The organism is Pseudomonas synxantha (assembly GCF_900105675.1).
Taxonomy (GTDB): domain Bacteria; phylum Pseudomonadota; class Gammaproteobacteria; order Pseudomonadales; family Pseudomonadaceae; genus Aquipseudomonas; species Aquipseudomonas synxantha.
In genome coordinates, this window is record NZ_LT629786.1 from 5,699,796 (window position 1) to 5,720,967 (window position 21,172).

Sequence of the window (21,172 nt, forward strand, 5' to 3'; positions counted from 1 at the left end):
ATCAAACATGCTCGGAATCAATGACGCTGCCATTTTCATCATCCAGACCCTGGGCAGCCTGTACCTGCTGATCGTGCTGATGCGCTTTATCCTGCAACTGGTGCGGGCCAACTTCTACAACCCGCTGTGCCAGTTCGTGGTCAAGGCCACACAGCCACTGCTCAAGCCGCTGCGCCGGGTGATCCCGAGCCTGTTCGGCCTGGACATGTCTTCGCTGGTGCTTGCGTTGCTGCTGCAAATCCTGCTGTTCGTGGTGATCCTGATGCTCAACGGCTACCAGGCGTTCACCGTGCTGCTGTTGCCATGGGGCCTGATCGGTATTTTCTCGCTGTTCCTGAAGATCATCTTCTGGTCGATGATCATCAGCGTGATCCTTTCGTGGGTCGCACCGGGCAGCCGTAGCCCGGGCGCCGAATTGGTGGCCCAGATCACCGAACCGGTGCTGGCGCCGTTCCGTCGCCTGATCCCGAACCTGGGTGGCCTGGATATCTCGCCGATCTTTGCGTTTATCGTGATCCAGCTGCTGCAAAGCTGGGTGATTCCACGCCTGGCGTACTTTGCATACATGCCCAAAGAGCTGTTCGGCCTGATCTGAAATATGCAAAAAAATGTGGGAGGGGGCTTGCCCCCTCCCCCATTTGTATCTTTGTATTGAATTGAATCCGTGCAGACCTTTGCTTGCCGCTGGGGGCCCCGCTCTTTAGACTTACGCCTCATTTAAACGAGAGCAGGGTCGATGCCAGCTGCCTTCCCCCCCGATTCCGTTGGACTGGTCGTGCCCCAAGTGGCGCACTTCAGCGAACCGCTGGCCCTGGCCTGCGGCCGTTCGTTGCCCGCCTACGACCTGATCTATGAAACCTACGGCGAACTGAACGCCACGGCGAGCAACGCCGTGCTGATCTGCCACGCCTTGTCCGGCCATCATCACGCTGCCGGCTTCCACTCTGTGGACGAGCGCAAACCCGGCTGGTGGGACAGCTGCATCGGCCCCGGCAAACCCATCGACACTAACAAGTTCTTCGTGGTCAGCCTCAACAACCTCGGCGGTTGCAACGGTTCCACCGGCCCCAGCAGCCTCAACCCGGAAACCGGCAAGCCGTTCGGCGCGGACTTCCCGGTGCTGACCGTGGAAGACTGGGTGCACAGCCAGGCACGCCTGGCCGACCTGCTGGGCATCGGCCAGTGGGCCGCAGTAATTGGCGGCAGCCTGGGCGGCATGCAGGCGCTGCAATGGACCATCAGCTACCCGGACCGCGTCCGTCATTGCCTGGCCATCGCCTCGGCGCCCAAGCTGTCGGCGCAGAACATCGCCTTCAACGAAGTGGCGCGCCAGGCCATCCTCACCGACCCCGAGTTCCATGGCGGTTCGTTCCAGGAAGCCGGCGTGATCCCCAAGCGTGGCCTGATGCTGGCGCGGATGGTGGGGCATATCACCTACCTGTCCGACGATTCCATGGGCGAGAAATTCGGCCGTGGTCTCAAGAGCGAGAAGCTCAACTACGACTTCCACAGCGTCGAGTTCCAGGTGGAAAGCTACCTGCGTTATCAGGGCGAAGAGTTTTCCGGGCGTTTCGACGCCAACACCTACCTGCTGATGACCAAGGCCTTGGACTATTTCGACCCGGCCGCCAACCACGGCGACGACCTGGCGAAAACCTTCGAGAACGTCACGGCCAAGTTCTGCGTCATGTCATTCACCACTGACTGGCGTTTCTCGCCGGCCCGCTCCCGTGAGCTGGTGGACGCCCTGATGGCCGCCAAGAAAGACGTTTGCTACCTGGAAATCGATGCTCCACAAGGCCACGATGCCTTCCTGATCCCGATCCCACGTTACCTGCAGGCGTTTCGCAACTACATGAACCGAATCACGCTTATATGAATTGCTTACGCTTTGGGAAAACGCCATGAGAGCCGACCTGGAAATCATCCAAGACTGGATCCCCGCCGGCAGCCGCGTGCTCGACTTGGGCTGCGGCGATGGCGAACTGCTGAGCTGGCTGCGCGACAACAAGCAAGTTACCGGCTACGGCCTGGAAAACGACCCGGACAACATCGCCCAGTGCGTGGCCAAGGGCATCAATGTGATCGAGCAGGACCTGGACAAGGGCCTGGGCAACTTTGCCAGCAACAGCTTCGACATCGTGGTGATGACCCAGGCCCTGCAAGCGGTGCACTACCCGGACCGCATTCTTGACGAAATGCTGCGCGTTGGCCGCCAATGCATCATCACCTTCCCCAATTTCGGTCACTGGCGCTGCCGCTGGTACCTGGCCACCAAGGGCCGCATGCCGGTCTCGGATTTCCTCCCATATACCTGGTACAACACGCCGAACATCCACTTCTGCACCTTCGAAGACTTCGAAGCCCTGTGTGGCGAGCGTGAAGCCAAGGTGATCAACCGCCTTGCCGTCGATCAACAGCACCGCCACGGCTGGGCGAGTAAGCTATGGCCCAATCTATTGGGCGAAATCGGTATTTACCGGGTCAGCAGCCCTGGCCTGACCGACCACAAAGTTGCCGTCTAATCATTTTCAAGAGGGACGTTCATGAGTCGTTTGGCTGTTTTTCTATTGACTGCATGCCTGGGCGCCAGCGCCATGGCCGCCGATACTATCGATGCTAATCGCAAGAAAGACTTTGGCGATATCACCGTCCACTACAACACCTTCACCTCCAGCTTCCTGCCACCCGAGACCGCCCAGAAAGTCGGCGTGGTGCGCAGCAAGGAGAAGGGTTTGATCAATGTGACTGTGATCAAGGGCGTGGCCCCGGTCGCGGCCCAGGTGACCGGCACCATCAAGGATCTGGGCGGCAAGAGCGAGATCCTGACGTTCAAGCAAATCGAAGAGAAAGGCGGGATCAGCTATCTCGCGCCCTATTCGGTGACACAGCGCGAATACAAGACGTTTACCATCAACGTTGAAACCGGCGGCAAAGCCCATAGCTTCCAATTCAACCAAGAACTGTTCCCGGCCGAATAATGAACCTTACCCAACTCGTACTGGCCAGCCATAACGCCGGCAAACTCAAGGAACTGCAGGCCATGCTCGGTGAGTCCGTGCAACTGCGCTCGATTGGCGAGTTCAGCCAGATCGAGCCAGAAGAGACCGGCCTGTCGTTCGTTGAAAACGCCATCCTCAAGGCACGCAATGCCGCGCGTATTTCCGGCCTGCCGGCGCTGGCGGATGACTCGGGCCTGGCGGTGGACTTTCTCGGCGGCGCCCCGGGTATCTATTCGGCCCGTTATGCCGATGGCAAGGGTGACGCAGCCAACAATGCCAAACTGCTCGACGCCCTCAAAGACGTGCCGGATGCCGAACGCGGCGCGCAGTTCGTCTGCGTACTGGCCCTGGTGCGGCATGCCGATGACCCGTTGCCGATCCTGTGCGAAGGCTTGTGGCAGGGGCGCATCCTGCACGCCGCCAGCGGCGAACATGGCTTTGGCTACGACCCATTGTTCTGGGTGCCGGACCGCAATGTTTCCAGCGCCGAACTGAGCCCGGCCGACAAGAACCAGATCAGCCACCGCGCCCGCGCCATGGCCTTGCTGCGTCAGCGCCTGGGCCTGAAATGACCCAGAACACCTCTGCGCAGCCGCTGATCCACGGTGGCGCGCAAACACCACGGGCGGCTCTGCCCCACCTGCCGCCCCTGGCGCTGTACATCCACATCCCCTGGTGCGTGCGCAAATGCCCGTATTGCGACTTCAACTCCCACACCGCCAGCAAGGTGCTGCCGGAGGAGGAGTATGTAGATGCATTGCTGGCGGATCTGGAGCAAGACCTGCACGCTGTTTATGGCCGGGAGCTGAGTTCGATTTTCTTCGGTGGCGGCACACCCAGCCTGTTCAGCGCCGCCGCGTTGGGCCGCTTGTTAAAGGGCGTGGAAGCCCGTATTCCGTTCGCCGCTGATATCGAGATCACCCTGGAAGCCAACCCCGGGACCTTCGAGCAAGAGAAGTTCGTGGCCTACCGCAAGCTGGGGATCAATCGTCTGTCCATCGGCATCCAGAGCTTCCAGCAGGAAAAACTTGAAGCCCTGGGTCGCATCCACAATGGCGATGAAGCCGTGCGCGCTGCCGGTATGGCCCGCCAGGCAGGGTTCGATAACTTCAACCTGGACTTGATGCACGGCCTGCCCAACCAGTCCCTGGACGACGCCCTCGGCGACCTGCGCCAGGCCATTGCGTTGAAGCCAACCCACCTGTCCTGGTACCAACTGACCCTGGAACCCAACACTGTCTTCTGGAACCAGCCGCCCGCGCTGCCGGAGGACGACACGTTGTGGGATATTCAGGAAGCCGGCCAGGCCCTGCTCGCCGAGCACGGTTACGCGCAATACGAGGTGTCGGCCTACGCCCAACCGGGGCGGCCGGCGCGACATAACCTGAATTACTGGAGCTTTGGCGACTTTATCGGCATTGGCGCTGGCGCCCACGGCAAGCTCAGCCACCCGGACGGGCGTATTGTGCGCACCTGGAAAACCCGTGCGCCCAAGGACTACCTCAACCCTGCCAAAAGCTTCCAGGCCGGGGCGAAAGAACTGACCAACGAGGAGTTGCCGTTCGAGTTCCTGATGAACGCTTTGCGCCTGACCGAGGGCGTCGATGCCAGGCTCTACGCCGAACGCACCGGGCTCGAGCTGGCCAGCCTCGACGAAGGCCGCCGCGAGGCAGAACAAAGTGGCTTGATGCAGGTCGAACCGTCACGCCTGGCGGCAACCGACCGCGGGCAACTCTTTCTCAATGACCTGTTGCAGAAGTTTTTGAGCTGATAGCTCTTTTAAGGAAATCGAATGGATCTGGTACTCGACCTGCTCGCCACCGTATCCCGCTGGAGCCGTAGCAACCTGTCGGAAATCTCCCTGGCCCTCGTGGGCTGCTTGCTGGTGCTGTTCGGCGCCGATATCAAGGGCTGGGTCGAAGCGCGCCTGGGCAGCATCGCTGGCGCCTTGCGCGTGCCCTTGATGGCCCTGCTGTGCATGATCGGCAGCGGTGCAGCGTTGATCTACGCTACGCCGTGGATTGTGCGGGGGTTGAGCCAGTTCAATAATTACAGCCTGGCGCCGGTGCTGGTGGTGGTGCTGGTGTTGATTGGGGTGGTGGCAGACCGCCGCTAACCTAAAGCCAACACAGATACAAATGTGGGAGGGGGCTTGCTCCCGATAGCAGTGGGTCAGCTACAGATTAGCTGACTGATCCACCGCTATCGGGAGCAAGCCCCCTCCCACATTTGGTTGCATTTCAAGTCAGGGGGCGAGTTATGCCAACTTCTCAAACTTCAAATCCCACACCCCATGCCCCAACCGTTCACCACGGCGTTCGAACTTGGTGATCGGCCGCTCGGCCGGGCGCGGCACGCACTTGCCGTCTTCCGCCAGGTTGCGGTAGCCAGGGGCGACGTTCATCACCTCCAGCATGTATTCCGCGTACGGTTCCCAGTCGGTGGCCATGTGCAGGATACCGCCCACTTTCAGCTTGCTGCGCACCAACTCCGCAAAGGACGCCTGGACGATACGACGCTTGTGGTGACGGGCTTTGTGCCACGGGTCGGGGAAGAACAGCATCAGGCGGTCGAGGCTGTTGTCGGCGATGCAGCGGTTGAGCACTTCAATCGCGTCGCAGTCGTAGACTCGCAGGTTGGTCAGGCCCTGGGTGAGCACGCCGTTAAGTAACGCGCCAACGCCTGGACGGTGCACTTCCACACCGATGAAATCCTGCTCCGGTGAGGCCGCGGCCATTTCCAGCAGGGAGTGGCCCATGCCGAAGCCGATTTCCAGGGAACGTGGGGCCGAACGGCCAAAGACCTGGTCGTAATCAACCGGCGCATCGGCCAAAGGCAACACGAAGAGCGGCGCACCTTGTTCCAGGCCCTTTTGCTGGCCTTCGGTCATGCGGCCGGCGCGCATCACAAAACTCTTGATGCGGCGGTGCTTGGACTCGTCGCCTGCGTCCACGGTGTTCGGCGTTTCGTTTGATTCAGTCATCAATAGCTCTTACTTGATCAGACCATCCAGCGGCGAAGAGGCGCTGGCATAGAGTTTTTTCGGCATGCGCCCGGCGAGGTAGGCCAGGCGGCCCGCGACGATCGCGTGTTTCATGGCTTCGGCCATCATGATCGGTTGCTGGGCGTGGGCGATGGCCGAGTTCATCAGCACCGCGTCGCAGCCCAGTTCCATGGCGATGGTTGCATCGGAGGCTGTGCCCACGCCCGCATCCACCAGCACCGGGATCTTCGCTTCTTCAAGGATGATCTGCAGGTTGTACGGGTTGCAGATGCCCAGGCCGGAACCGATCAAACCAGCCAGCGGCATCACGGCGATACAGCCGATTTCTGCCAACTGACGGGCGATGATCGGGTCATCGCTGGTGTAGACCATCACGTCGAAGCCTTCCTTGACCAGGGTTTCAGCGGCCTTGAGGGTTTCGATCACGTTAGGGAACAGGGTTTTCTGATCAGCCAGCACTTCCAGCTTCACCAGGTTGTGGCCGTCGAGCAGCTCACGGGCCAGGCGGCAGGTGCGCACGGCTTCGATGGCGTCGTAGCAACCGGCTGTATTTGGCAAGAAGGTGTAGCGATCCGGCGACAGCACTTCGAGCAGGTTCGGCTCGCCTTCGATCTGGCCGAGGTTGGTGCGGCGCACGGCGAAGGTGACGATCTCGGCACCCGAGGCTTCGATGGCCAGGCGGGTTTCTTCCATGTCGCGGTACTTGCCGGTGCCGACCAGCAGGCGGGACTGGTAGGTACGACCGGCCAGGACGAAAGGCTTGTCGCTACGAACGATGCTCATGGGAAATCCTCTGTTTGGATGAGGTTCTGCAGAATGCGGGTTGGCGCACTTGGGCGCCGGTCGGCTAGCCGCCGCCGATGGCGTGGACCACTTCGACCTGGTCACCTTCGACGAGCGCGGTCTCGGCGTGCTGGCTACGCGGAACGATATCCAGGTTGAGCTCCACTGCGACGCGTCGCCCGGTCAGGTCCAGGCGGGTCAGCAGGGCCGCGACGGTTTCGCCATCGGGCAGTTCAAAGGATTCGCCGTTCAACTGAATGCGCATGCCACGGGCCGCCATCGTTTTTAGGGGCCAGTATTCTAGCTCGATTGGGACCTAAAGGTCAGCTCCAAGCGTCAAGCGGTCAGCTGCAAGCGCCAGGCCGCGAGGCCGAGGAAGAACCAGCCGAGCAGGAATGCCAGCCCGCCGAAGGGCGTGATGATCCCCAGTTTGCTGATGCCGGTCAGGGTCAGCACATACAGGCTGCCCGAGAACAGCAGAATACCGACAGTAAACGAGATGCCCGCCCAGCTGACCAACCGCCCGGGAATATGTGCCGCCAGCAAGGCCACCCCGAACAGCGCCAGGGCGTGCACCAGCTGGTAAGTCACACCGGTGTGAAAGATCGCCAGGTACTCGGCGCTCAGGCGGTTTTTCAGGCCGTGGGCGGCAAACGCCCCCAGGGCGACACCGGTAAAGCCGAAAAAGGCAGCCAGCATCAGAAAGCTACGCAGCATTGGGAACTCCAGTCAGACTCATCGGGCAGGGTCTGTATAATGGCCCGCTCAACGGGTTCGGCCAAGCCATCTCTATGCTGCGTGTCCTCTTCAAACGCTTTCTCAACGTCGTGAAATGGTTTGCCATCGGCAGTGTGCTGCTGGTGCTGCTGTTCAGGGTTGTCCCGCCACCGTTCACTGCATTGATGGTGGAGCGCAAGGTCGAATCCTGGATTGACGGTGAGCCCATTGACCTGCAACGCACCTGGGTGCCGTGGGATGAGATTTCCGACGACCTGAAAGTGGCGGTGATGGCCGGTGAAGACCAGCGCTTCCCGCAGCACTGGGGCTTTGATTTTGGCGCGATCCAGGCGGCGATCCTGCACAACGAGCGCGGAGGTTCGATTCGCGGCGCCAGCACGTTGAGCCAGCAGGTGTCGAAGAACCTGTTCCTGTGGGCCGGTCGCAGTTATCTGCGCAAGGGCCTGGAGGCTTGGTTTACCGGGCTGATCGAGGTGCTGTGGCCCAAGGAGCGGATTCTTGAGGTTTACCTCAACAGCGTGGAGTGGGATGAAGGTGTGTTTGGCGCAGAGGCGGCGGCGCGACATCATTTTGGCGTGAGTGCCAAAGGGCTTTCGCGGCAACAGGCCAGTTATCTGGCGGCGGTGTTGCCTAATCCGCGGGTGTGGAGTGCCGGCCATCCTACAGCCTATGTGGCGCGGCGGGCGGCGTGGATTCGTCAGCAGATGAGTCAGCTGGGTGGGGACGGCTATCTGGCTGAGTTGAACAACTCCCGAAAAGCCCCCTGGTCCAACTGACACAATACAAAACAACTATGGGAGGGGGCTTGCTCCCGATAGGGGCGGATCAGTCACTCATATGTCGACTGACACTCTGCTATCGGGAGCAAGCCCCCTCCCACATTTTCAAACCAGCATTGCCAGCTGGATTAGGCGGCGATCGACAACTTCAGCTTGTTCATCGCGCTTTTCTCAAGCTGACGAATCCGCTCGGCCGACACGTTGTACTTCTGCGCCAGGTCGTGCAGCGTGGCTTTCTCTTCCGCCAGCCAGCGCTGGTAAAGGATGTCACGGCTGCGGTCGTCCAGTACTTCCAACGCTTCGTGCAGGTTGTGGTTGGAGTTGTCGCTCCAGTCGGCGTCTTCCAGTTGACGCGCCGGGTCGTACCGGTGGTCTTCCAGGTAGTTGGCCGGCGATTGGAAAGCACTGTCGTCATCCGCTTCGGCGGCTGGGTCGAAGGCCATGTCATGGCCGGTCAGGCGGCTTTCCATCTCGCGCACTTCACGGGGCTCCACGCCGAGGCTTTCGGCCACGCGGTGGACTTCCTCGTTGTTCAGCCACGCCAGGCGTTTTTTCTGGCTGCGCAGGTTGAAGAACAGCTTGCGCTGGGCCTTGGTGGTCGCCACTTTCACGATGCGCCAGTTGCGCAGGATGAACTCGTGGATTTCCGCCTTGATCCAGTGCACGGCAAACGACACCAGGCGCACGCCCATTTCAGGGTTGAAGCGCTTTACAGCCTTCATCAGGCCGACATTGCCTTCCTGAATCAGGTCAGCCTGGGCCAGGCCGTAGCCGCTATAGCTACGGGCGATATGTACGACAAAACGCAGGTGGGCGAGCACCATCTGCCGAGCCGCCCCCAAATCCTGCTCATAGTAGAGACTCTCGGCCAGTTCACGCTCCTGCTCAGGCGTCAGCAATGGAATGCTGTTGACCGTGTGCACATAAGCCTCCAGGTTCGCACCCGGGACCAAGGCATAAGCAGGTTGCAAAGAAGTGGTCATACGAAAAAACCTCCGACTCACATAACTCGTGCAGTTCAGCACTGCGAAAATTGACCGGGAACCGTAGGACAAGTTCCCTATACCACTGATACGGTCAATACAAACGAAACCACATTACCCTGGCATTAACTACTTCGGCGCCAGTTCACGTAAATGCCGTGCTACCGCAATCCAGGCACCGATATACCCCAACAGGACGGCGCCAAGCAAGAGACTAAGACCATCGGCAACCGGCACCCCAGCCAGGGCAAAATCACTGCCATACAAACCGGCCAGCCCAACCACCGCGTCGTTCAGCCAGTCAAGGCCAAACGCCAGTACGCCCCAGGACAAAACTCCTGCACCCAAGCCATACAGCGCGCCCATGTACAGAAAAGGACGACGCACATAGCTGTCCGTGCCTCCGACCAGTTTAATCACTTCTATCTCGGTGCGACGGTTTTCAATATGAAGACGAATGGTATTACCTATCACCAAAAGTAATGCAGACACCAACAACACCGTCAAACCGAACACAAAGCGGTCGCCCAGCTTGAGGATCGCGGCCAGGCGCTCTACCCAGACTAGATCAAGTTGCGCCTGTTGCACCTTCGGCATCTCTGCGAGTTTTTGTCGCAGGGCCTCCAGGGCCGGCTTATCGACTTCGTTCGGCGTCACCAGCACCACGCCAGGCAATGGGTTCTGCGGCAGCTCCTTGAGCGCCTCGCCCAGGCCGGATTGCTGTTGGAACTCTTCAAGGGCCTGGTCGCGGCTGATGTACTCGGCCTCGGCAACGCCCGGGATGTTCTTGATGTCGTCGCGCAGTGCTTCGCCGTCCTTGCTGCTGGCGTCCAGGTTCAGGTACAGCGAAATCTGCGCCGCACGCTGCCAGGAACCGCCCAGGCGCTCCACATTATTAAGCAGCAGCGACAAGCCCATCGGCAGGCTCAGCGCCACGGCCATCACCAGGCAGGTGAAAAAGCTGCCGATCGGCTGCTTGCCCAGGCGGCGCAGGCTGTCGACCAGGCTGGCCCGATGGCTTTCGATCCAGGCATGCAGCAAGGTGCCGAAGTCAGGACCGTCGTCTTCGTCGCGCTTTTTCTTCGGTGGCTGCGGGTCGGCCGGTTTCGGCGCCACGCGTTCGGACACTTTAGGGCTGCGAGTGGCACTCATACGCCGGCCTCCCCGTCACCAATCAGGCGACCGCGTTGCAGGGTCAGCATGCGATGGCGCATGCGGGCAATCAGGGCCAGGTCGTGGCTGGCGATCAGTACGCTGGTGCCCAGGCGGTTGATGTCTTCGAACACGCCCATGATCTCGGCCGCCAGGCGCGGGTCGAGGTTACCGGTAGGTTCGTCCGCCAGCAACAAGGCCGGACGGTGGACGATGGCGCGAGCAATACCGACGCGTTGTTGCTGGCCGGTGGACAAGTCGCCAGGGAAGAGATCGGTCTTGTCCGACAAGGCTACGCGCTCCAGGGCCGAGTCCACACGCTTGACGATCTCGGCCTTGGACAGCCCGAGTATCTGCAACGGCAAGGCCACATTGTTGAAGACCGTGCGGTCGAACAGCAACTGGTGGTTCTGGAACACCACGCCGATCTGGCGGCGCAGGAACGGAATCTGTGCATTGCTGATGGTCGCCAGGTCCTGGCCTGCCAGCAGCAACTTGCCGGTGGTCGGGCGCTCCATGGCCAGCAACAGGCGCAACAGCGTACTTTTGCCAGCGCCGGAATGGCCGGTGACAAACAGGAATTCGCCGCGACGCACGCGAAAGCTCAGCTCATGCAAGCCCACATGCCCGTTGGCATAGCGTTTACCGACCTGTTCGAATCGAATCATGAACGCTCCCGCTCGGCAAACAGTGCCTGTACAAAGGGTTCGGCTTCAAAAGTGCGCAAGTCATCGATGCCTTCACCGACACCGATATAACGAATCGGCAACCCGAACTGTTTAGCCAGGGCGAAAATCACACCGCCCTTGGCCGTGCCGTCGAGCTTAGTCAATGCCAGGCCGGTCAGTTGCACCGTCTGGTTGAATTGCTTGGCCTGGCTGATGGCGTTTTGGCCAGTGCCGGCGTCGAGCACCAGCAAGACTTCGTGCGGCGCGTCGGCGTCGAGCTTGCTGATGACACGGCGGACTTTCTTCAGCTCTTCCATCAGATTGTCTTTGGTGTGCAGGCGACCTGCGGTATCGGCGATCAGCACGTCGATATTACGGGCCTTGGCCGCTTGCACGGCATCGAAGATCACCGAGGCGGAATCGGCGCCGGTGTGCTGGGCGATCACCGGAATCTTGTTGCGCTCGCCCCATACTTGCAGCTGCTCGACGGCGGCGGCACGGAAGGTGTCACCGGCGGCGAGCATGACTTTCTTGCCCTCGCCCTGCAGCTTCTTGGCCAGCTTGCCGATGGTAGTGGTCTTGCCGGCGCCATTGACGCCGACCACCAGGATCACGAACGGCTTGTTCGGCGTAATCACCAGCGGCGCTTCCACCGGCTTGAGCATCGCCGCCAGTTCGGCCTGCAAGGATTTGTACAGGGCATCGGCGTCGGTCAACTGCTTGCGTGCGACCTTCTGGGTCAGGCTCTGGATGATCACGGCGGTGGCTTCGACGCCCACGTCGGCGGTGAGCAGGCGGGTCTCGATGTCTTCCAGAAGCTCATCATCAATGACCTTCTTGCCCAGGAACAGGCTGGCCATGCCCTCGCCGATGCTGGCACTGGTCTTGCTCAAGCCCTGCTTGAGGCGGGCGAAGAACCCGGTCTTGCTGGTTTCGGCAGGGACGGTTGGCTCTTCGATCACAGCGGGAGCGGCAATCTGCACGGGCGCAGGCTCGACCGGTGCTTCGACAACCACCGGCTGCGGCTCTATAACCACCGGGATCGGCGGAGCCACATGCTCGGCCTGCACATCTTCAACCAGTGCTACAGGCTCTTCGGCCACCGGCAATTGCGGCCACGGTTTGTGCTCGGGTTCAGGCTCGGGCTCTACCTCGACCACGGGCTGCAATACCGGCTCGGCCATCGGCAACACCACCGGCGCCGGGGTATCGGCAACCGGTTCGGCTTCTACTAAAGGCTCAGGAACGGGCTCGGGTTGAACCTGCGGCTGTTCGACGACGGTTTCCTGCGGCTTTTTGCGCAGCCATCCGAACAGGCCTTTTTTCTCGCCAGCCGCAGCTGGGCTCTTCTTGTCGTCGTTGGAACCAAACATGGAGGACGGCTATCTCAAAGTAGCGATGCGCCAGGGCGCCTCGGTAAATAAATTCGATGCAGAACAGACTGCTTTAACGCCCGCTTGTTCATGCGCAACATTTTGTAAGGCGTAAATAAAGGCCTTGGCAAATCGTTTCAATATAGGACTGAAGCGATAAAATCGGCGAAAAGTTGAAGATCGTCGGGGAAAAACACCCTCTATTCCAACATTCCTACGACTGGATCCAGGACTAGATGACAACCGCAGTGGCCGTCTCTAAATCGGATCAGTATCCTAGCACCTCCTCGCCCGCCGACGCTAAGACCAAGCGGGCAGCCCAACAGGTTTAAAAACGAATGAATGCTCTAGCCCGCCGCGCCGCAGGCCTGCTGCTCAGCACAGTTTGTCTGCCCCTCTCAGCCTTGGCTGCCGACCCACAACCCACCCATGAATTCACTCTGGATAACGGCCTTAAAGTGGTCGTGCGCGAAGACCATCGCGCACCAGTGGTGGTTTCCCAGGTCTGGTACAAGGTTGGTTCAAGCTATGAAACCCCGGGCCAGACCGGTTTGTCCCACGCCCTGGAACACATGATGTTCAAGGGCAGCGCCAAGGTTGGCCCCGGCGAAGCCTCGCTGATCCTGCGTGACCTGGGCGCCGAAGAAAACGCGTTCACCAGCGATGACTACACCGCCTATTACCAGGTGCTGGCCCGCGACCGCCTGGGCGTGGCCTTCGAACTGGAAGCCGACCGCATGGCCAGCCTGCGCCTGCCTGCCGACGAGTTCAGCCGCGAAATCGAGGTCATCAAGGAAGAACGCCGCCTGCGCACCGACGACAACCCGATGTCCAAGGCCTACGAGCGTTTCAAGGCCATGGCCTTCCCCGCCAGCGGCTACCACACGCCGACCATCGGCTGGATGGCTGACCTGGACCGCATGAAGGTCGAGGAGCTGCGCCACTGGTACCAATCCTGGTATGTACCGAACAACGCCACCCTGGTGGTGGTCGGCGACGTGACCCCGGACGAAGTGAAAAACCTGGCCCAGCGTTACTTCGGCCCGATCCCCAAGCGTGACGTGCCACCGGCGAAGATCCCAATGGAGCTGCCCGAGCCTGGCGAGCGCCTGCTGACCCTGCACGTGCAGACCCAACTGCCGAGTGTATTCCTGGGTTTCAACGTACCTGGCCTTGCCACTGCCGAAGACAAACGCTCGGTGCAAGCCCTGCGCCTGATCTCGGCCCTGCTGGACGGCGGCTACAGCGCGCGCATCTCCGAACAACTGGAGCGTGGCGAGGAGCTGGTGTCTGCCGCTTCCACCAACTACGACGCCTATACCCGTGGCGATACGCTGTTCATGCTGTCGGCCACACCCAACCAGCAGAAGAAAAAGACCGTAGCCCAAGCCGAAGCCGGCCTGTGGCGCCTGCTTGATGAGTTGAAAGCCAAGCCGCCGACTGCCGAAGAACTGGAACGGATCCGTGCCCAGGTGATTGCCGGCCTGGTATACCAGCGCGACTCCATTACCAGCCAGGCCACGGCCATCGGCTCCCTGGAAACCGTCGGCCTGTCCTGGAAGCTGATGGACAGCGAGTTGGCCGATCTGCAAAGCGTCACGCCGGAAGATATCCAGAAAGCTGCCCGCACCTATTTCACCCACGAACGTCTGAGCGTCGCCCATGTTTTGCCTGAGGAGAGCGCTCATGAGTAATCGTAAAAGCAGCCGCCTGATCCTGCCCGGCCTGATCGCTGTCACCCTGGTCGCGGCCAGTGCCGTGTATTTCCTGCGCCCGAGCGAGTCGGTCGCCAGCCAGGCCCTGGACAAGGCCCAATCGGCCAGCACCCTGCAATCCCTGGCAGAGCTGGACGGCAAGGCTCCGACCAACCGCAAGCTCGATGTACAGACCTGGACCACCGCCGAAGGCGCCAAGGTGCTGTTCGTCGAAGCCCATGAATTGCCGATGTTCGACATGCGCATCCTGTTCGCTGCCGGCAGCAGCCAGGATGGCGATACACCGGGCCTGGCATTGATGACCAATGCTATGCTCAACGAAGGCGTGCCGGGCAAGAATGTCAGCCAGATCGCCAGTGGTTTTGAGGGCCTGGGTGCCGACTTCGGCAATGGCGCCTACCGCGACATGGCGCTGGTTTCTCTGCGCAGCCTGAGCGACAGCGATAAGCGCGAAGCAGCCCTGACACTGTTTGACCAAGTGATCGGCCAGCCGACGTTCCCGGCGGACTCCCTGGCACGGATCAAGAACCAGATCCTGGCCGGTTTCGAGTACCAGAAGCAGAACCCCGGCAAACTGGCGAGCATTGAGCTGTTCAAGCGCCTGTACGGCGACCACCCTTATGCGCACCCAAGCGAAGGCACCTCCGAGAGCGTGCCGAAGATTACCTTGGCGCAGTTGCAGGCGTTTCACGCCAAAGCCTATGCGGCCGGTAATGCGGTGATTGCGGTGGTGGGCGATCTGACCCGCCCTGAAGCCGAGGCCATGACGGCCAAGGTTTCTGCGTCGCTACCCAAAGGCCCGGCCATGGCGAAGATTGCCCAGCCGACCGAGCCAAAACCCGGCCTGAGCCGCATCGAGTTCCCATCCAAGCAGACCCACTTGCTGTTCGCACAACTGGGTATCGACCGCGCCGACCCGGACTACGCTGCCTTATCCCTGGGCAACCAGATCCTCGGTGGCGGCGGCTTCGGCACCCGCTTGATGAGTGAAGTGCGTGAGAAGCGTGGCCTGACCTACGGTGTGTACTCCGGTTTCTCACCGATGCAGGTGCGCGGCCCGTTCATGATCAACCTGCAGACCCGCGCCGAAATGAGCGGTGGCACCCTGCGCCTGGTTGAAGACGTGCTGGCTGACTATCTCAAGACCGGCCCGACGCAAAAAGAACTGGATGACGCCAAGCGCGAACTGGCTGGCAGCTTCCCGCTGTCCACCGCGAGCAATGCCGATATCGTCGGGCAGTTGGGCGCCATGGGTTTCTACAACCTGCCGCTGAACTATCTGGAAGATTTCATGAAACAATCCCAGGCCCTGACCGTAGAGCAGGTCAAGGCAGCCATGAACAAACACTTGAGCGCCGATAAGATGGTCATCGTGACCGCCGGCCCGACGATTGCGCAAAAGCCACTACCGCCCCCCACTGATAAACCTGCCGAGCAGCCGCTCGGGGTTCCGGAGCATTAATGGCCAGTTCATCTCGCCCGAAAAAACCTGTCCACAACGTACATAACGGTGTGGGCCAACTGCGCATCATTGGCGGTGAATGGGGCAGCCGCAAGCTGAGCTTCCCCGACGTCGTCGGCCTGCGCCCGACGCCGGACCGCGTGCGTGAAACCCTGTTCAACTGGCTCGCGCCATATATCGGCGGGGCCAAGGTGCTCGATCCGTTCGCCGGCAGTGGCGCGTTGTTCCTGGAGGCGCTGTCCCGTGGTGCCGCCCAGGGCCAGGCGCTTGATGCCAGTAATGTGGCAGTGTCCAGCCTCAAGGAGCACCTGGGCACGCTGCGCTGCACTACCGGCCAGGTGCAGACGGCTGACGCGCTGCGCTATCTGGAAACCCAGGCAGCCACGGAATATGACGTGGTGTTTCTCGACCCGCCGTTCAACCAGAACCTGCTGCCGACCGTGTGCGCATTGCTGGAAGAACGTCAGTGGTTGGCGCCGGATGCCTGGGTCTACACTGAAAGCGAGACCGCGCCGTCCACTCTCGGCCTGCCGGGCAGCTGGCGCCTGCACCGGGAGCAGAAATCCGGGCGGGTGTATTACGCACTGTGGCACCGGTTGATCGAAAACGCCGCTTAACCTGTGGTTAGGGAGCTTGCCACGGCAAGCTCACTGGCTACCGAGAGTTTCATGACACCCTCTTCCGACTTGTTCAAACCCGCCTTCGGCCTCGGCAATCCTCACCTGCAAACATTGTGGGGGCCGCTGTGGCGCCCGACGACCCACATCGAGCGCCAGCGCGAACGCCTGTGGCTGGAAGACGGCGACTTCCTCGACCTCGACTGGCACGGCCCCCACGATGCACAGGTACCGTTGGTGCTGGTGTTGCATGGCCTCACCGGTTCGTCCAACTCACCCTACGTGGCCGGCCTGCAAAAAGCCCTTGCCGCCCAAGGCTGGGCCAGCGTCGCATTGAACTGGCGGGGCTGCTCCGGCGAGCCGAACCTGCTTGCCCGCAGCTATCACTCCGGTGCCAGCGAAGACCTGGCGGCGGCGATTGCCCATCTGCGCGCCAAGCGGCCGCTGGCACCCTTGTATGCCGTGGGATATTCACTGGGCGCAAATGTGCTGCTCAAGCACCTGGGGGAAACCGGCATGGCTTCGCAGCTGCAAGGCGCGGCGGCGGTGTCGGTGCCATTTCGCCTCGATCAGTGCGCTGACCGCATCGGGCTGGGGTTTTCGCGGATCTATCAGAAACACTTCATGCGCGAGATGCTGGCGTATATCCGCGTCAAGCAGCGCCAGTTTTTGCAGGATGGCCGTGAGGAAGGGCTCGAAACCCTGAAAGCATTGGGCTCCCTGGAAAAAATGCGCACGTTCTGGGACTTCGACGGGCGGGTGACGGCGCCGTTGCATGGTTTTCTGAGTGCTGAGGATTACTATCGCCGCGCCTCCAGTCGCTACTACCTGGGCGATATCCGCACACCAACGCTGATCATCCAGGCGGCCGATGATCCGTTTGTGTTTGCTCATAGCCTCCCCGAGGCGAGTGAACTCTCGGAGTGCACCGAGTTTGAATTGCTGGCAAAGGGTGGGCACGTGGGGTTCGTGGAGGGCTCGCTGAAACGCCCAGGCTATTACCTGGAACGCCGCATCCCACAATGGCTACTGGCACAACATGGATAAAAATGTGGGAGGGGGCTTGCTGCCGATTGCAGTGGGTCAGCTAAAGATAAGCTGACTGTTACACCGCTATCGGGAGCAAGCCCCCTCCCACATTTTGATTGGGTTTACAGGGGCGATTGCTCAGTCGCCTGTTGCAATTTCCCGCGCCGGATCCGTAATCCACTCACTCCACGACCCCGCATATAACTTGCCCAACGGATACCCCGCCAACGCCAGGGCAAACAGGTTATGGCATGCCGTCACCCCCGAACCGCAGTACGCCACCAACTCCTCCGGCGGGCGCCCCTGCAACTGCGCAGCAAAGCGTTGCTTGAGCTGCTCGGCCGGCAGGAAGCGCCCGTCACTGCCCAGGTTTTCAGTGAATGCCGCGCACTGCGCGCCAGGGATGTGCCCGGCAATCGGATCGATGGGTTCAACCTCTCCACGAAAGCGCGGCTGGGCGCGGGCGTCGATCAGAGTCAAGCCAGGTCGACCCAGGCGCTTGTGCAAGTGCTCGGCATCCAGCACCAACCGGTGATCCGGCGTTCCGGCAAAGGTGCCTGGCTCAATCACCGGTGCATCCAGGCTCAAGGGGAAACCAGCGACATGCCGGGCCTTGAGGCCACCGTCGAGAATAAACACGCCCTCCCGCTTGCCCAGCCAGGCCAACAGCCACCAGGCACGGGCCGCATAGGCGCCTGGGCCATCGTCATATAGCACCACATCGGTGTCGGCACTGATGCCCCAGGCCCGTAGCTGCTTGGCGAACGTGTCTGCTGCTGGCAAAGGATGACGACCCGTCACGCCCTTGGTTACCGGGCCGCTGAGGTGGCGCTCCAGGTCGGCGTATTGAGCCCCCTCGATATGCCCTTCGGCGTAACTGCACAGCCCGTAGTCCGGGTCCTCCAGGGCAAAGCGGCAATCCAGGATCACCAGCCCGGCCGACTTCTGGCGCTCGGCCAATTGCTGGGGGCTGATCAGTTGGGCAAGCGGCATGACGGACTCCTGTGAATACAAAGGGGGAAAGGTCCTACTTCACTTCTTCCAGTGCCTGGTTCAACGGCACGTAAAACTCTTTGAACAAGGCGTCCACCGCCTCTTTGGCCTGGGGCGTGACAAACCCCGCCTCCAGCACCAGCACCTGGTACACCCCGCGCTTGATCGCTTCGGCGCTCAGGTGGGTGGATTTCTCATTGGTGGTGCACAGGAATCGCACCCACGAGGTCAGGATGATCCAGGCGTTCAGGGTCAGGGCCTCGGTTTGCACCGGGTCCATATTGAGAATGCCTGCGTCGACAAACCCCTGGTAGATAGCACCACCCTGGATCAGGCAACGCTGGGAAAACCGCCGGTAGCCAGTGGCCAGTTCCGGGTCGCTTTCGAGTAAATGTTCAAGATCGCGGTGCAGGAAACGATAACGCCACATGCCCGCCAGCACGGCCTGCAGATAAAAGCGCTTGTCTTCCACCACCATCGTGCGCCCCTGGGGCGGGCGCAGGAAACTGTCCACCAACGCTTCATATTCGCGAAACAGCACGGCGATGATCGCCTGCTTGTTGGGGAAGTGGTAGTACAGGTTACCCGGGGAAATTTCCATGTGGGCGGCAATGTGGTTGGTGCTGACACTGCGCTCGCCCTGCTGGTTAAAAAGCTCCAGGCTGGTTTGCACAATGCGCTCGCTGGTCTTTACTCGTGGTGCCATGGGGGATCAGCTTCTATACACGGGATGGGCCATCTTACGGCCTATGCCGGCCAGGATAAATCCGGATGTTACTGCAATGTTATTTGACAATTTAGAGCAATGACTCTAAAAATCCAGGCAGACAATAACAACCGGGACCGCGCCATGCCTGCCAACGTTGCCTACCTGCAAGACTCCCAGGCGCTGGATCACCTCCAAGACCTGTTCGACGCCCAACGTCGCGCCTACGCCGCCAACCCGATGCCACCGGCGGCGCAACGCCAGCAATGGCTCAAGGCCTTGCGGGACATGCTCAGCGATGAACGCCAGGCGCTGATCACGGCGATCAGCCAGGACTTCAGCCATCGCAGCGCGGACGAAACCCTGTTCGCCGAACTGATGCCCAGCCTGCACGGCATTCACTATGCCAGCAAACACCTCAAGGGCTGGATGAAACCCTCCCGCCGCGCTGTAGGCATTGCCTTCCAGCCCGCCTCGGCCAAGGTCATTTACCAACCCTTGGGCGTGGTCGGCGTCATCGTGCCGTGGAACTACCCGTTGTACCTGGCCATCGGTCCGCTGGTAGGGGCGTTGGCAGCCGGCAACCGGGTGATGCTCAAGCTCAGCGAATCCACGCCGGCCACCGGCGAACTGCTCAAGACGCTGCTCGCCAGGATCTTCCCCGAGGACCTGGTTTGCGTGGTACTGGGCGAAGCCGAAGTGGGCATGGCGTTTTCCAAATTGCGCTTCGATCACCTGCTGTTCACTGGCGCCACCAGCATTGGCAAGCACGTGATGCGCGCAGCCGCCGAACACCTCACGCCGGTCACCCTTGAGTTGGGCGGTAAGTCGCCAGCCATTGTCTCGGCCGATGTCCCCCTCAAGGACGCCGCCGAGCGTATTGCCTTCGGTAAAACCCTGAACGCCGGGCAAACCTGCGTGGCGCCGGACTACGTGTTGGTTCCGGAAGACCGCGTGGAGGGGTTTGTCGAGGCTTACTCCAAGGCCATTCGCGGGTTCTATCCGACCCTGGCTGACAACCCGGACTACACCGCCATCATCAACGAGCGACAACTGGCCCGGCTCCATGCGTACGCCAAGGACGCCACCGACAAGGGCGCCACCCTGATCCCGCTGTACGAGCAAGACCAGGCGCGGCGGATGGCCCACAGCCTGCTATTGAATGTCACCGACGACATGACCGTGATGCAGGACGAAATCTTCGGCCCGCTTTTGCCCATCGTGCCTTATCGCGGCCTTGACCAAGCCTTTGCCTACATAAACCAACGTCCGCGCCCACTGGCCCTATATTACTTCGGCTACAACAAGGGCGAGCAGGAGCGGGTGCTCCACGAAACCCACTCCGGTGGCGTATGCCTGAACGACACCTTGCTGCACGTCGCCCAGGATGACATGCCGTTCGGTGGCATCGGCCCGTCGGGCATGGGCCATTACCACGGCCATGAGGGTTTCCTGACGTTCAGCAAGGCCAAGGGCGTGCTGGTAAAACAACGCCTCAACGCAGCGAAGCTGATCTACCCGCCCTATGGCAAATCGATCCAGAAACTGATCCAGAAGCTGTTTATCCGCTGATAACCGCCACCTTCGGGACGATAAAAATAATGAATCCCAGCCTGACTGACTCACCCGCGCTGTCGCGGCGCGGCGTCTTGAAAATCGGCCTGTGCGCCAGCGCGTTTCTCGCCACTGCCGGGCTTGGCGCCAGCCTCAGCGGCTGCTCCAGCAGTACACCGGCCAGTGGCTTTGCCATGCTGCGCGCCAGTGACTTGCCGTTTTTGCGTGCGGTGATCCCGGTGCTGCTGGAAGGCGCGGCCAGCGCCGAGGCGGTGGTCGCTGGCATTGACGACACTCTGAAAAAGCTCGACTACAGCCTGCAGCACTTGTCGCCAGAAATGTTCAAGCTCACCCAGCAGTTATTTGACGTGCTGAGCATGGGTATCACCCGCGGCCCGTTGACCGGTATCTGGGGCAGTTGGGAGAACGCCAGCAGCGAGCAAATCCGCAACTTCCTGCACCGTTGGGAGAACAGCTACCTGAACCTGCTGCGCATGGGCCAGGGCTCGTTGCTCAAGCTGGTAATCATGGCCTGGTACTTCCGGCCCGCGTCCTGGGCCCATTGCGGCTACCCCGGCCCGCCGAAGATCTGATTCGCATCCCTCACAATAAAA

24 protein-coding genes are annotated in these 21,172 nt (G+C 60.9%); 14 read left to right on the top strand and 10 right to left on the bottom strand.

Going from position 1 to position 21,172, the window contains the following annotated elements; translation table 11 throughout:
* Nucleotides 1–7 precede the first annotated feature (7 nt).
* The 7 genes from BLU48_RS26415 (at nt 8) to BLU48_RS26445 (ending at nt 5,118) form a co-directional block, all read left to right on the top strand.
* Nucleotides 8–595 (top strand): YggT family protein, encoded by a 588-nt coding sequence (locus BLU48_RS26415; RefSeq protein ID WP_003195087.1) that lies wholly within the window; start codon nt 8–10, stop codon nt 593–595.
* Nucleotides 596–736: 141 nt separating this feature from the next.
* The gene (gene metX, locus BLU48_RS26420) at nt 737–1,879 is read left to right on the top strand and encodes a homoserine O-succinyltransferase MetX (protein WP_046069938.1); all 1,143 of its coding nucleotides are present in this window, start codon (nt 737–739) and stop codon (nt 1,877–1,879) included.
* 25 nt (nt 1,880–1,904) lie between these two features.
* On the top strand, nt 1,905–2,525 hold the full coding sequence (gene metW / locus BLU48_RS26425) for a methionine biosynthesis protein MetW (RefSeq protein WP_005792273.1): 621 nt from the start codon (nt 1,905–1,907) through the stop codon (nt 2,523–2,525).
* Nucleotides 2,526–2,546: 21 nt separating this feature from the next.
* Nucleotides 2,547–2,981, top strand: coding sequence for a DUF4426 domain-containing protein (locus BLU48_RS26430; RefSeq protein WP_057022833.1), 435 nt, complete (start codon nt 2,547–2,549; stop codon nt 2,979–2,981).
* Complete coding sequence (rdgB, locus tag BLU48_RS26435; RefSeq protein ID WP_164484862.1) at nt 2,978–3,574, top strand: RdgB/HAM1 family non-canonical purine NTP pyrophosphatase; 597 nt, start codon at nt 2,978–2,980, stop codon at nt 3,572–3,574. The genes BLU48_RS26430 and rdgB overlap by 4 nt, the downstream gene beginning before the upstream one ends.
* Entirely contained in the window at nt 3,571–4,773 is a 1,203-nt protein-coding gene (gene hemW, locus BLU48_RS26440) for a radical SAM family heme chaperone HemW (protein WP_057022831.1), read from the top strand. Before rdgB ends, hemW begins: the two co-directional genes overlap by 4 nt.
* A 21-nt stretch (nt 4,774–4,794) precedes the next feature.
* Nucleotides 4,795–5,118: a DUF3392 domain-containing protein gene (locus BLU48_RS26445; RefSeq protein ID WP_003176691.1), complete on the top strand. Its 324-nt coding sequence runs from the start codon at nt 4,795–4,797 to the stop codon at nt 5,116–5,118.
* Between the two features lie 141 nt (nt 5,119–5,259).
* Here BLU48_RS26445 and trmB read toward each other — a convergent pair whose 3' ends face one another.
* The 4 genes from trmB to BLU48_RS26465 all read right to left on the bottom strand — a co-directional run bounded on the left by trmB (nt 5,260) and on the right by BLU48_RS26465 (nt 7,506).
* Nucleotides 5,260–5,985 carry a tRNA (guanosine(46)-N7)-methyltransferase TrmB gene (trmB, locus tag BLU48_RS26450; RefSeq protein WP_057022830.1) on the bottom strand — a complete coding sequence of 242 codons (726 nt, stop codon included), beginning with the start codon at nt 5,983–5,985 and terminating at the stop codon, nt 5,260–5,262.
* A gap of 9 nt (nt 5,986–5,994) precedes the next feature.
* Nucleotides 5,995–6,789, bottom strand: coding sequence for a thiazole synthase (locus BLU48_RS26455; RefSeq protein ID WP_032884143.1), 795 nt, complete (start codon nt 6,787–6,789; stop codon nt 5,995–5,997).
* Nucleotides 6,790–6,853: 64 nt separating this feature from the next.
* Nucleotides 6,854–7,054 (bottom strand): sulfur carrier protein ThiS, encoded by a 201-nt coding sequence (thiS, locus tag BLU48_RS26460; RefSeq protein ID WP_046072595.1) that lies wholly within the window; start codon nt 7,052–7,054, stop codon nt 6,854–6,856.
* Nucleotides 7,055–7,125: 71 nt separating this feature from the next.
* Complete coding sequence (locus tag BLU48_RS26465) at nt 7,126–7,506, bottom strand: DUF423 domain-containing protein (protein WP_057022829.1); 381 nt, start codon at nt 7,504–7,506, stop codon at nt 7,126–7,128.
* A gap of 74 nt (nt 7,507–7,580) precedes the next feature.
* Here BLU48_RS26465 and mtgA point away from each other — a divergent pair, with 74 nt between their 5' ends.
* Nucleotides 7,581–8,303 carry a monofunctional biosynthetic peptidoglycan transglycosylase gene (mtgA, locus tag BLU48_RS26470; RefSeq protein ID WP_057022828.1) on the top strand — a complete coding sequence of 241 codons (723 nt, stop codon included), beginning with the start codon at nt 7,581–7,583 and terminating at the stop codon, nt 8,301–8,303.
* A gap of 131 nt (nt 8,304–8,434) precedes the next feature.
* Here mtgA and rpoH read toward each other — a convergent pair whose 3' ends face one another.
* From rpoH to ftsY, 4 genes are all read right to left on the bottom strand, one after another.
* On the bottom strand, nt 8,435–9,289 hold the full coding sequence (gene rpoH, locus BLU48_RS26475) for an RNA polymerase sigma factor RpoH (protein ID WP_003176698.1): 855 nt from the start codon (nt 9,287–9,289) through the stop codon (nt 8,435–8,437).
* Between the two features lie 129 nt (nt 9,290–9,418).
* A complete protein-coding gene (gene ftsX, locus BLU48_RS26480) occupies nt 9,419–10,441 on the bottom strand; it encodes a permease-like cell division protein FtsX (protein WP_046069945.1) in 1,023 nt (340 codons plus the stop codon).
* Nucleotides 10,438–11,109 (bottom strand): cell division ATP-binding protein FtsE, encoded by a 672-nt coding sequence (gene ftsE / locus BLU48_RS26485; protein ID WP_003195112.1) that lies wholly within the window; start codon nt 11,107–11,109, stop codon nt 10,438–10,440. The genes ftsX and ftsE overlap by 4 nt, the downstream gene beginning before the upstream one ends.
* On the bottom strand, nt 11,106–12,482 hold the full coding sequence (gene ftsY / locus BLU48_RS26490) for a signal recognition particle-docking protein FtsY (RefSeq protein WP_057022827.1): 1,377 nt from the start codon (nt 12,480–12,482) through the stop codon (nt 11,106–11,108). The genes ftsE and ftsY overlap by 4 nt, the downstream gene beginning before the upstream one ends.
* Before the next feature lie 338 nt (nt 12,483–12,820).
* Here ftsY and BLU48_RS26495 point away from each other — a divergent pair, with 338 nt between their 5' ends.
* Genes BLU48_RS26495 through BLU48_RS26510 form a run of 4 tightly spaced genes read left to right on the top strand, consistent with a single transcriptional unit; the run spans nt 12,821 to nt 17,323 of the window.
* Entirely contained in the window at nt 12,821–14,176 is a 1,356-nt protein-coding gene (locus tag BLU48_RS26495; protein WP_057022826.1) for a M16 family metallopeptidase, read from the top strand.
* Entirely contained in the window at nt 14,169–15,659 is a 1,491-nt protein-coding gene (locus BLU48_RS26500) for a M16 family metallopeptidase (protein WP_057022825.1), read from the top strand. Before BLU48_RS26495 ends, BLU48_RS26500 begins: the two co-directional genes overlap by 8 nt.
* Complete coding sequence (gene rsmD, locus BLU48_RS26505; RefSeq protein ID WP_057022824.1) at nt 15,659–16,276, top strand: 16S rRNA (guanine(966)-N(2))-methyltransferase RsmD; 618 nt, start codon at nt 15,659–15,661, stop codon at nt 16,274–16,276. The genes BLU48_RS26500 and rsmD overlap by 1 nt, the downstream gene beginning before the upstream one ends.
* A gap of 51 nt (nt 16,277–16,327) precedes the next feature.
* The gene (locus tag BLU48_RS26510; protein ID WP_057022823.1) at nt 16,328–17,323 is read left to right on the top strand and encodes a hydrolase; all 996 of its coding nucleotides are present in this window, start codon (nt 16,328–16,330) and stop codon (nt 17,321–17,323) included.
* 120 nt (nt 17,324–17,443) lie between these two features.
* Here the strand turns inward: BLU48_RS26510 and BLU48_RS26515 are convergent, their stop codons facing one another.
* Nucleotides 17,444–18,298: a sulfurtransferase gene (locus BLU48_RS26515; protein ID WP_057022822.1), complete on the bottom strand. Its 855-nt coding sequence runs from the start codon at nt 18,296–18,298 to the stop codon at nt 17,444–17,446.
* Nucleotides 18,299–18,332: 34 nt separating this feature from the next.
* Nucleotides 18,333–19,004 (bottom strand): TetR/AcrR family transcriptional regulator, encoded by a 672-nt coding sequence (locus BLU48_RS26520; RefSeq protein ID WP_005792294.1) that lies wholly within the window; start codon nt 19,002–19,004, stop codon nt 18,333–18,335.
* 144 nt (nt 19,005–19,148) lie between these two features.
* Between BLU48_RS26520 and BLU48_RS26525 the strand changes: the two genes are divergently transcribed.
* Together BLU48_RS26525 and BLU48_RS26530 are read left to right on the top strand one after the other, a co-directional pair.
* Complete coding sequence (locus BLU48_RS26525) at nt 19,149–20,576, top strand: coniferyl aldehyde dehydrogenase (protein ID WP_057022821.1); 1,428 nt, start codon at nt 19,149–19,151, stop codon at nt 20,574–20,576.
* Between the two features lie 29 nt (nt 20,577–20,605).
* Nucleotides 20,606–21,151 carry a hypothetical protein gene (locus BLU48_RS26530; RefSeq protein ID WP_046069953.1) on the top strand — a complete coding sequence of 182 codons (546 nt, stop codon included), beginning with the start codon at nt 20,606–20,608 and terminating at the stop codon, nt 21,149–21,151.
* Nucleotides 21,152–21,172 lie beyond the last annotated feature (21 nt).